The 11616-nt window shown below is 37.5% G+C and carries 9 protein-coding genes; 2 read left to right on the top strand and 7 right to left on the bottom strand.

Going from position 1 to position 11616, the window contains the following annotated elements; genetic code table 11:
- Positions 1 to 128 precede the first annotated feature (128 nt).
- The 6 genes from NBC122_RS09120 to purM all read right to left on the bottom strand — a co-directional run bounded on the left by NBC122_RS09120 (position 129) and on the right by purM (position 8266).
- Entirely contained in the window at positions 129 to 1775 is a 1647-nt protein-coding gene (locus NBC122_RS09120; RefSeq protein ID WP_133440085.1) for an AarF/UbiB family protein, read from the bottom strand.
- Between the two features lie 92 nt (positions 1776 to 1867).
- Positions 1868 to 3397 carry a glutamine-hydrolyzing GMP synthase gene (gene guaA / locus NBC122_RS09115; RefSeq protein WP_133440084.1) on the bottom strand — a complete coding sequence of 510 codons (1530 nt, stop codon included), beginning with the start codon at positions 3395 to 3397 and terminating at the stop codon, positions 1868 to 1870.
- A gap of 247 nt (positions 3398 to 3644) precedes the next feature.
- Positions 3645 to 4880, bottom strand: a complete 1236-nt coding sequence (gene purD / locus NBC122_RS09110; protein WP_133440083.1) for a phosphoribosylamine--glycine ligase — start codon at positions 4878 to 4880, stop codon at positions 3645 to 3647.
- Between the two features lie 186 nt (positions 4881 to 5066).
- Positions 5067 to 6584, bottom strand: coding sequence for a bifunctional phosphoribosylaminoimidazolecarboxamide formyltransferase/IMP cyclohydrolase (purH, locus tag NBC122_RS09105; protein ID WP_133440082.1), 1518 nt, complete (start codon positions 6582 to 6584; stop codon positions 5067 to 5069).
- Between the two features lie 52 nt (positions 6585 to 6636).
- Positions 6637 to 7206, bottom strand: coding sequence for a phosphoribosylglycinamide formyltransferase (gene purN, locus NBC122_RS09100; protein WP_133440081.1), 570 nt, complete (start codon positions 7204 to 7206; stop codon positions 6637 to 6639).
- 70 nt (positions 7207 to 7276) lie between these two features.
- A complete protein-coding gene (gene purM / locus NBC122_RS09095) occupies positions 7277 to 8266 on the bottom strand; it encodes a phosphoribosylformylglycinamidine cyclo-ligase (protein WP_133440080.1) in 990 nt (329 codons plus the stop codon).
- A gap of 328 nt (positions 8267 to 8594) precedes the next feature.
- Between purM and NBC122_RS09090 the strand changes: the two genes are divergently transcribed.
- Positions 8595 to 9461 (top strand): DUF808 domain-containing protein, encoded by an 867-nt coding sequence (locus NBC122_RS09090; RefSeq protein WP_133441097.1) that lies wholly within the window; start codon positions 8595 to 8597, stop codon positions 9459 to 9461.
- 170 nt (positions 9462 to 9631) lie between these two features.
- The gene (locus NBC122_RS09085) at positions 9632 to 9994 is read left to right on the top strand and encodes a DUF488 domain-containing protein (RefSeq protein ID WP_133440079.1); all 363 of its coding nucleotides are present in this window, start codon (positions 9632 to 9634) and stop codon (positions 9992 to 9994) included.
- A gap of 207 nt (positions 9995 to 10201) precedes the next feature.
- On the opposite strand, the gene NBC122_RS09080 is transcribed toward NBC122_RS09085, so the two are convergent.
- Positions 10202 to 11584, bottom strand: coding sequence for an MFS transporter (locus tag NBC122_RS09080; protein WP_133440078.1), 1383 nt, complete (start codon positions 11582 to 11584; stop codon positions 10202 to 10204).
- Between the last annotated feature and the right edge of the window lie 32 nt (positions 11585 to 11616).

Genomic DNA, 11616 nt, shown 5'->3' with positions numbered 1-11616 from the left:
TAAAAGTTTTAAAATAAAAAATTGGGTGTTCTTATGTTTTCTTTGTGTTTTTTTATCTGACTTAAGTCTTTTTTATTTTAATATTTAGTAGAATAAAACAGATTAAAAAGTTTTTTTCACTCTAAAAACTATCTTTTTAGTAATCTTAAAAAAATGACAATCATTAGAACAACTGAAAGTACAGAGTTCAAGATAATCAAAAGCGGGATATCTCCAATATTATAAGCACTTTCTGAATTCCAGAGAATCGCCGCAGCAATTATATTGGCACACAATATCATGGCTAAAATAAGATTGACAATACTGGATTTTATGAGTTGATGCGTTTTGTCAATATTTTTAATTTCGCTGGTAATGGTAAATTTATTTTCATCTAACTTTTGGAGAAGTGAGCGCAATTCTTTTGGGATTTCTTCTAAATTTTCACTGAGCTCCAAGAGTTTCTCAGAGCCGGATTTCACGAGTTTTTTCGGTGAGATTTTATTAAAAATTATTTTTTTAGTAAAAGGTTTCAGGCTCTTTACAATATCTAAATCCGGATTAATGCTTCTGCCAACTCCTTCTATTAAACTAATCCCTTTCAAAAGCAGGTATAAATAATCCGGCATATTGATTCGGTTATTCTTTAACGTATGGATCATTCTACCGACCAGTTTCGGAACATCAATGTTTTTCAGAGAACCGCTGTGTACAAAATTGAGAACCTCTTCCACATCGTTTTGAAAAGCTTTGTCATCCGGAATCTCATAACTCACCGCCATTTTTTTCAAATATTTAACAATCTTCGCGGCATTCTTCGACACAAAAGCCACAATTAATTGTTCCAGAATTTCTTTATCATTGGGCTGGATTTTTCCGACGGCACCGAAATCAATGAAAACTATTTTACCGTCTTTCTTCACCAAAACATTGCCCGCATGAGCATCGGCGTGAAAAAATCCGTAATCTAAAATCTGGGAAACAAAGACGCGCAAACCAACTTCCGAAATTTTCACCGGATCAATTCCATTCTCTAAAAGCTCTTGTTTATTGGTGATCTTTATTCCATCAATAAATTCCATGCAGAGGATATTGTTACTGCAAAACTCCTCATAAATTTTCGGGACATACGTTTCTTTATTATTTTTAAAATTGAGCGCAAACTGTTGGATATTATTCTTTTCATTGGTTAAAGAAATTTCTTCCAACAAAGATTTTTCGAAGGTAGAAATGGCGCTCTTTAAATTGAGTCTCGCTCCAATGTCGGAATAGGTTGTAATTACTTTTATCAAATCGTGAATCAGCAATAGATCATCCTGAATATTTTCCTGAACATTTGGCTTTTTAACTTTTAAAATTACTTCTGAACCGTCATTTAAAACCGCTTTATAGACTTGCGCAATCGAGGCCGTGGCCATAGGTTTTTTCTGAATTTCCCGAAAATATTCGTCCGGTGAAATATTGAATTCAAGTTCTAAAATCTCTTCCAGATTCAGATCGACTTCTTCGACTTTGTCCTGAAGTTTCTGCAATTCTACAATTAGTTCGGGAGGCAACAAATCTTCGCGGCTAGAAAACGTTTGACCCAATTTCACAAAAGTAGGTCCCAATTCCTCCAAAGCCATTCTTATTCTTTCATAAACGGAATTGGTCAGCACGATTTCATTTTCATCGACAGAAGGTTCATTGTTTTTCGCAAGATTCATTCTGGCTAAAATATCTTTGAACCCATATTTGCTAAAAATAGAAATTAATTTTGCGGATCGCCTCAATTTTCTTTGCTGTTTATCGAACATAAAAATGTTTTACAATTACTTTCAAAAAGTATTCCCCAATTATTAAAAAAAGGGGAATAGTTATACGATATTATTTCAGTAAAATTGTCAAATTACTCCCACTCGATCGTCGCTGGTGGTTTGCTTGAAATATCGTAAGCAACGCGGTTTATCCCACGAACTTCATTGATAATTCTATTGGAAATGGTATCCAAAAATTCGTACGGAAGTCTGCTCCAGGTTGCGGTCATAAAATCGGTGGTATTGGCAGAACGAACAACCGCGGTATATTCGTAAGTTCTTTCGTCGCCCATTACTCCGACAGATTTTACAGGAAGTAAAACTACAAATGCCTGGGAAACTTTATCGTATAAATCATCCTTGTATAATTCCCCGATAAAAATATCATCAGCTTCCTGAAGAATTCTTACTTTATCTTCATCCACTTCGCCTAAAATTCTGATTCCCAATCCGGGGCCTGGAAAAGGATGACGGTGAACCAAATGATGAGGGATACCGAGCTCCTCGCCTACTTTACGAACCTCATCTTTGAAGAGTTCGCGCAAAGGTTCAAGCAATTCAAAATCCATTTCTTCGGGAAGCCCGCCGACATTATGGTGAGATTTAATTACAGAAGACGGTCCTTTTACACTCTGGCTTTCGATGACATCCGGATAAATCGTTCCCTGGGCCAGAAACTTCGCTCCTTCAATTTTATGTGATTCTTCATCAAAAACCGCGACAAATTCGTTACCGATTACTTTTCGTTTTTGTTCGGGATCTGAAACGCCTTTCAATTTAGACAGGAATCTTTCTGAAGCATCAATCATTTTAATCTTTAAATTGAAATGCTCGCCGTAATTTTCCATTACTTTTTTGCCTTCATCTTTTCTTAAAAGTCCCGTATCAACGAAGATACATTGCAACTGATCGCCAATCGCTTTATGGATTAAAACGGCTGCCACAGAAGAATCTACCCCACCGGAAAGTCCGAGAATTACTTTTTGATCACCGACTTTTTCTTTAATTTCCGCAATAGTTGTGTCGATATAATTGGTCAGCTTCCAGTTTTTTGGTGATTTACAAATATTGAAAACAAAGTTCTCCATCATTCTGGTACCTTCTTCGGTATGAGAAACTTCGGGGTGAAATTGCACACAATAGATTTTCTTCGCTTCGTTTGAAATTGCAGAAATCACATCGGTCATTCCGTTGATTACAAAACCTTCCGGAAGTGTTTCCACTTCGTCGAAATGACTCATCCAAACGGTAGAGAACCGACTTACGCCAGAGAGTAAAGCGTTTGATTTTTGAATTTGAAGTTTGGCTTTTCCATATTCTCCCTTCTCTCCTTTTTTCACTTTGCCACCCAATAAATGAGTCGTCAGCTGCATTCCATAGCAAATTCCAAGAACAGGGATATTTTGTTCGAAGAGTGCTTTATCTACTAGACTGGCATTTTCAGCGTTTACTGAACTTGGTCCGCCGGAAAGAATTATTCCTGAAGGCTTCCGCTCTAAGATTTCTGCTAAAGGCGTATTAAAAGGAAGGACTTCTGAATAAACGCCCATTTCGCGAATTCTCCTTCCGATGAGTTGATTGTATTGTGATCCAAAATCGAGGATGATGATTCCGTTTTGCATATATGAATTTTTTGATGATAGATGATAGATAATAGACAGATAGATTATAGATAATAGACTTTGATGTCGTTATAAAATGATTATCTGTTATAATTTCTAAACTGCTTTAAATTAGTTTTTTTACTTGGCTCTTTTTACTTTTTACTTGGCTCTTTTTACCTGGTGCCGAAATGAGGAATTATAATGAAGAGCAGGAAACAGCTTTAAAAAATAGAAAAAAAGACGTGGAAAAACCACGCCTTATGAGTTAAAACTTACCGATGTCGTCTCTGTAATATTCGTAATCGTAGTGAATGATGTCTGCATCTTTGTACACTTTTTTACGGGCCTCTTCGAAAGTATCACCTGTTGCAACCAGACTTAGAACGCGTCCGCCAGTCGTCAGAATTTGACTGCCTTTCACCCTGGCTCCGGCAAAAAGAAGTTGACTCGTCACTTTCTCGGTATTCCGAATTTCAAAACCTGTTTCAATTTGTCTTGGATAGCCGCCGGAACACATTACCAAACACACTGCTTTTTTGTCGCTGAATTTCAGTTCGATATCATTTCCTTCCAGGCAATCCATGATTACGTCGTAGAGATTGTTTTCCATCAGCGCCATAATTACCTGCGTTTCCGGATCACCCAATCTCATATTATATTCCAGCAAATAAGTTCCGTTTTCTGTAACCATTAAACCGAAAAAGATGAAACCTTTGAAACGGATATTTGAAGCATGAAGTCCTGCTAGTGTCGGTTTCAGGATATTTTCGTTAAAATCTTTCTGATGAGCTTCTGTAAATTCCGGACTTGGGGCAACGCTTCCCATACCACCGGTGTTGGGTCCTGTATCACCCGATCCGGCTTTTTTATAATCCTTTACCGGAATACATGGGAACAATTTATCCCCGTTTGAAAAGGCGATAATCGAAGCTTCAAAACCTCTCAAATATTCTTCGATCACCAACTGAATACCGGCATCACCAAAAATTCTTTCGATCATAAACTGGTGAATGGTCGTTTCGGCTTCAGCCAGGTCGTCAGCAATGACCACTCCTTTTCCTCCGGCAAGACCACTGGCTTTAATGACCAAAGGAAACTTTTGTGTTCTTACGTAATCAATGGCATCCTGATACGCTTCAAACACCTTCGCTTTTGCTGTTTTGATGTTGTGAGTCTGCATGAATTTTTTCGAAAAGGCTTTGCTTCCTTCCAATTCTGCAGTTCTTTTTCTGGGACCGAAAATCTTAAGATTATGTTTTTTAAATTCGTCTACAATGCCTGCAACTAAAGGAGCTTCCGGACCTACGACCGTTAAATCTATTCTTTCTTTAATCACAAAATCCCGCAACCCTTCGATGCTGTCTTCATATACATTTTGCCCCAGCGATTCTGTCGTTGCATTTCCTTTGGCGAAATACATTTTCGTAATCCTTTTATCGCTGCTAAGCTTTAAAGCTACCGCAGATTCTCTGGCGCCATTTCCTACTATTAAAATTTTCATTTGAAGTTTATTTATTAATGTTTAACGGTCAAATGGAATCGCTAACTTGATCCCTCATTGAATCAAATTATATTTAAAGCGATTTCACAGTTTATTATTTGTTTGCTTTTTACAAAATTACTCAATTGAAAGTGGATTTCAAATCGAGATGGAAAAAATTTCCATTCTAAATATAGAATAGCAAAATTAATGCAAAAAGTGTCTCATTCCGGAAAACATCATTGGAATACCGTGTTCGTTTGCTGCTTCGATGCTATCTTCATCGCGCATACTCCCCCCGGGTTGAATGATTGCTTTGATGCCTTCTTTCGCACAAAAGTCAACAACATCTCTGAATGGGAAAAATGCATCTGAAGCCAAAACCAAATCTCCTTCAAATTTTAGTTTTGCTCTTTCTACAGCATGTTCGGTTGCCCAAATTCTGTTCACCTGCCCACCGCCGATTCCCAATGCCTGCACGCCGTTGGACACAACAATCGCATTTGATTTTACATATTTCACAACCCTTTGTGCGAATAATAACGCTTTTTCCTGCTCGGCTGTGGGTTTAAAAACAGTAACGGTTTTAATGTCTTCAGAAAATTGATTGTCATTATCCTGAACCAACATTCCACCATCAATTTTCACCCAGGTTTGCTGGTCGGAAACCGGATTTTTAATTTTAATGATACGCAGATTTTTTTTCTTTTTCAAAAGCTCAACCGCATCTTCATCAAAATCCGAAGCCATCACAATCTCTAAAAATGTTTTACTGAGTTCTTCAGCCGTAGCGAAATCAACTTTAAAATTCATTCCGATAATTCCGCCGAAAATTGAAACAGGATCGCATTCAAATGTTTTCTTATAGGTTTCTGCCGCCGTTGTTCCGATGGCAACTCCGCATGGCGTGGAATGTTTCACCGCACAACAGGCCATTTCATCTTTAAATTCATTGACGACTTTCCAGCACAAATCCATATCGCGAAGATTATTGAAAGACAGTTCTTTGCCGCCTAAAATTTCAAAATCCTTCATCGCCCCGTTTTCCGTTGTTGAAACATAATATGCAGCCGTCTGATGGGGATTTTCGCCATATCTTAAATCGGAAACTTTCTGATAAGAAGCATTTAAGTACTGCGGATAGTCTTCTTCTAAAAGCATTTGCGCAATTGCAGCATCATAAGCGGAAGTCAGATTAAATACTTTACCGGCTAATTTTTTTCTTGTTTCTAAAGTGGTATTGCCGTTTTCTTCGATTTGTTTTTGAATAACAGCATAATCTTCAACATTAGTAATTACGGTAACAGACTGAAAATTCTTGGCGCCGGACCGCAACATTGACGGCCCGCCAATATCAATGAATTCAACTTTTTCTTCTAAAGAAATATCGGTATTCGCATGGGCAAAAAACGGATAAAGGTTAACCACAACCATATCGATCAGGATAATTTCATGCTCGGTCACCGTGTTCATATGGTCCTCATTTGATCGGATGGCAAGCAATCCGCCATGAACTTTTGGGTGTAAAGTTTTTACCCTGCCATCTAACATTTCGGGAAAACTGGTGACTTCATCAATTTGAATCGGATTTAAACCTGCTTCTTTTAAATGTTTAAAAGTTCCGCCCGTAGAAATCAATTCGTAATTGTTTGCTTCTAAAAACTTTGCAAAATCTACGAGTCCGGATTTATCGGAAACGGAGATAAGCGCTCTTTTTTTTGACATTTTTCTTTTTTTACTTTTTATTAGATTATTTTCTTTTTCAATTCTCCTTTTTCTAGCTGGGAATTCTGAGTATTTTATTGATCGCTTTTGGAAAAATCTCATATTCTATCTTATGAATTTTTTCCGACAGACTTTCTAAGGTTTCGTTATCTGAAATTTCAAATGATTTTTGAAGGATGATTTCACCTTCATCAATTCCAGAAGTTACATAATGAACCGTTGCTCCACTTTCTTTTTCCTCAGCGGCTAAAACCGCTTTATGAACGTGATGTCCCCACATTCCTTTGCCGCCAAATTTCGGCAGTAAAGCAGGATGAATGTTGATGATTTTTCCCGGAAATGATTCGCAGAATTCTTTATTTAAAATGGATAAAAATCCAGCGAGCACAATTAAATCTGTGTTTTCCGGAAGAATCTTTTTTAATTCCGCAGAGAACGTTTTGCCTCTCTGAATCAACTGCGTTGGAATACCCTGATTTTGAGCCCGGTCCAAACCGAAACATTCCCGGTCTGCAACGACCATCGCAATCTTTGCATTCGGAATTTCTCCGCTTTTAATGCAGTCTATAATTCTTTGCAAATTGGTTCCTCCGCCGGAGACCAAAACAACGATATTCTTCATTTACATTAATAATAAGTAATGGATAATGAGTAATTCATTTCAACCTTCTATTTATCGATTCTTTAAAATATTAAATTAACTGTATTTTCTCCAAACCTTCCGTGATTTCACCGATTTCGTAAGCATCATCAATAAGATTCAAAACTTTATCTGCATGCTTTTCATCAACAACCACAACCATGCCGACTCCCATATTGAAGGTTCCGTACATTTCCAGACGGTCGATGTTTCCGCGTTTTTCCAGTTCTAGCATCACGGACGGGATTTTAATCTTTGAAGTATCAATTGTAGCACACAAATTTTCCGGAATTATTCTCGGAATATTTTCGATAATTCCGCCGCCGGTAATATGGGCAATTCCGCACAGCGCAATTTCTTCTAAAATCTGATGAATCGGTTGGTAATATAATCTTGTCGGGACAAGAAGTGTTTCATACAAAGGTTTTCCTTCAAACTCTTCGTTAAAATCCGTAAATACTTTTCTTACCAGTGAAAAACCATTCGAGTGAAATCCCGAACTTGGTAAAGCGATAATTTTGCAGCCCGCTTTAATTTTCGAACCATCGATGATCTGATCTTTTTCTACGATCCCAACGCAGAATCCAGCGACATCATAATCGCCCGGTTTATACATTCCCGGCATTTCGGCAGTTTCTCCACCGATCAGTGCGCAGTTATTGTCTTTACAAGCTTTCACCATTCCCATTACAATTTCGGCAGCAATATCTGCATCCAGTTTTCCGCAGGCTAAATAATCGAGGAAAAATAATGGTTTGGCACCGTGACAAATAATATCATTCGCACACATTGCAAAGCAATCGACGCCGATAGAATCGTATTTTTTAGAATCTAACGCCACTTTCAGTTTGGTTCCTACTCCATCGGTTCCGCTTACGAGAACAGGGTTTTTATAGCCTGCGATTTCATAAAAAGCACCGAAACTTCCGAGATTATTCAAAACATTTTTGTTGTGCGTTTCTGCAACGGCCGTTTTGATTTTATCAACGGTTTTGTAACCTTCTTCTTTATCCACGCCAGCGGATTTATAGGTATTGCTCATTTTTATTTCTTTAATATATGATGATTCTAAAAATATCTGTAATTAATCAAAATAAAAAAGCCGACAGTCTGTCTGACCATCGGCTTTTAATTATTTTTCAGCGTCGATTGCATTTCCCAATTCTTGGAATCTTTCATTTGGTGAATGTAATAGATGCAGTTTCACTTTCTAAAAATTTAGTTCTGCGAAAATAACAATTTTTAAGCTGACTTTAAAATTATAAATGCTAATTTTTCCATAATTTTAACTCCATAAAATGTCGCATTGTAAAATTATTAATGAAAACATCTTCCAGAATTCTCTATTTTTGTCACAAAACAAAAAAGAAATGGCTTCAGGATTTTTCGCAGTATTGGATGATATTGCTGCCTTAATGGATGATGTTGCAGCAGCTTCGAAAGTTGCGACCAAACAAACCGCCGGTATCCTTGGTGATGATCTGGCCGTGAATGCGGAAAAAGCCACCGGGTTTTTATCCTCCCGCGAAATCCCTGTTCTTTGGGCGATTACGAAAGGTTCATTTATTAATAAATTAATCATTATCCCGATTGCCTTTTTACTACAGGTTATTTTTCCGCCGGCGATTAAGATTATTTTGATATTGGGTGGACTTTATCTGGCCTACGAAGGGGTGGAGAAAATCATCGAATATTTCTTTCATAAAAAAGATAAACACGAAGAACTTGCCGCAGAAACTGAAAATGGTGAAAATGCAGAAAAAATAAAAGTTAAATCAGCCATCACCACCGATTTTATTCTGTCTTTGGAAATCGTGATTATCGCTTTAGGATCGGTACTTGAAAAGAGTTTACCGATACAGATTCTCACCGTTTCTGTGGTCGCATTTTTAGCAACGGTTGGGGTTTACGGAATTGTCGCCTTAATTGTGAGGATGGATGATGCGGGCTATAAACTCATCCGCAAATCAAACAACAAAGGCTTTCTTACTTTCTTTGGAAACCTTTTGGTAAAAGCACTTCCCCTTATTATCAAAGCATTATCAATTATCGGCACCATCGCTTTATTATTGGTTTCAGGCGGAATTTTTGATCATAACATTGAGTGGGTTCATCAGTTTTTGCCTCACTTTACAGAGATGGTGAAACATTTACTTTATGGAATTATTGCAGGTTTATTAGTATTTTTCATCATTTCCGGAATTAAGAAAGGAATTTCCCTGATCCAAAAACAATAGAAATCCAGCATTGAGAATCAATAGAAAGCGGGCATTTTTTTGTTCGCTTTTTTTATTTAATCGTTTTGTGGAATTAAATGTTGAAAATTTCAAAGAGTTAAATTCGATGATTTAAAGTTCAATAAATAAACAATAAATCATTTTCATTAACTTTAATAAAATTTAAAAAGATGAAAATTTTAGAAAAAAGAATCTACGACAAGCCTGAAAAGGAAGATGGTTTTAGGATTCTTGCCGACCGTCTCTGGCCAAGAGGAATGAAAAAAGAAAATGCCCATATCGATTTATGGGCAAAGGAAATTGCACCTTCCACAGAATTACGGAAATCCTATCACGGAAAAGAAATTGATTTCAAGGAATTCAGCAAAAAATATTTAAAGGAACTGGATGAGAATCCCAAAACGGAATCCTTTCTAAATCAAATAAAAAAACAGGAAACAATCACTTTGATGACTTCTGTAAAGGAAATTGAAACGAGTGAAACTCCGGTTCTAAAAGCTTTTATCGAGCAAAGAATAAAGCGACATTCTTAATCGTAAAAAACTTTCCACTTAAGTTTTGGCTAAAGCCCATTAAACGTAAATAAAAAAGAAGCCGTCTCATAACTCAATGAAACGGCTTTTTTTGTAGTTTTCTCACGGACTCCTGTCCGAGCTTGGGTTGCGAATATCAAAATCTCAGAGCGCTATTTGAGGTATTGAGACACTTTCTCCAATTGATATTTTCTGATTGAAAAAATTTTAAAAATGAACCTGCTGAATTTCTTCTTCAATTTCTTCCGCAGTTTCTTTTCCTTCTCCTTTAATTAAAAACATTGTTACCGCAGCTGCGATCAGCATACAAACTCCACCGACCACCACATAATCCATCGCCATATTTCCGAACAAACTTTTTACAATCGGACCACCAAAAATTCCATTGATAATTTGTGGCATTACGATAAAGAAATTGAAAATCCCCATGTAAACACCCATTTTTCTTTGTGGAATCGCATCGATCAACATTGCATAAGGCATTGCTAAAATACTCGCCCAGGCAAAACCTAGTCCAACCATCGACATCCAAAGCATATTAACATCTTTAATAAAGAACATCGAAATTAATCCCAAACCTCCACAAAATAAGGCTAAAGCGTGGGTTTGTTTTTTTCCGATTGCTTTAGCAATTGGCGTTAAAAGAAAAGCAAACGGAATGGCAAATAAATTATACAGTCCGAATAAATGACCTGTTAAATCCCCCGCCTGATTATATTCTAAAGATTTCGTATCCTGCGGAGAGAGTCCGAAATGATGCGTTGCTAAAGCGCTGGTGGTAAAAACCCACATCGTAAATAGTGCAAACCAGGAAAAGAACTGAACAGCACCCAATTTTTTCATCAATGGGGGAATCTTCGCAAAATCTTTAAAAATATCTGAAAACTTAGACTTCCCGGTACTTGGTTCTTCATCTGAAAAATCGGCAAATTCCTGAGGAGAATATTCTTTGGTCATTACAATGGTATAAACAATCGATAAAATGAGTACAGCGGCCCCCACATAGAAAGCGTAAATCACATTATCTGCGACAAAACCATCTGGTGCGACATTAGAAACGCCCATTTTGGTCAGCCAGTTCGGCATTTCGGAACCGATTACCGCACCGATTCCAATTAAAATAGTCTGAACACCAAATCCCAAAGTCCCCTGATGCTTCGGCAACATATCGCCCACCAAAGCACGGAAAGGTTCCATAGCAACATTAATGGAAGCATCCATCATCGCAAGGAAAATCACAGCCAAGAGCAAAACACTTGCACCCATCATCATCGTAACCGAAGCAGCATTGGGCAGGAAAACCAATCCAACGGCGCACAAAACCGCACCAATTAAAAAATACGGTTTTCTGCGGCCGAGCGGACTCCACGTATTGTCACCCATGTGTCCGATAATCGGCTGTACAAGTAATCCCGTGATAGGCGCGACGAGCCAGAACCAGGAAAGTTCATGAACATCAGCGCCGAAATTGGCAAGAATTCTACTGGCGTTTCCGTTCTGTAATCCAAAGGCCATTTGAATTCCGAGAAATCCCATACTCATGTTGATAATCTGAGCGATGGAGAGATTTGGTTTTATTTTTTTAGGCATGTATTTTTAAGTGTTTGAGTGTTTGAGTGTTT

The organism is Chryseobacterium salivictor (genome assembly GCF_004359195.1).
Lineage (GTDB): Bacteria > Bacteroidota > Bacteroidia > Flavobacteriales > Weeksellaceae > Kaistella > Kaistella salivictor.
The sequence above is the reverse complement of the archived record's forward strand: the minus strand, read 5'-3'. Positions and strand labels throughout refer to the sequence as shown.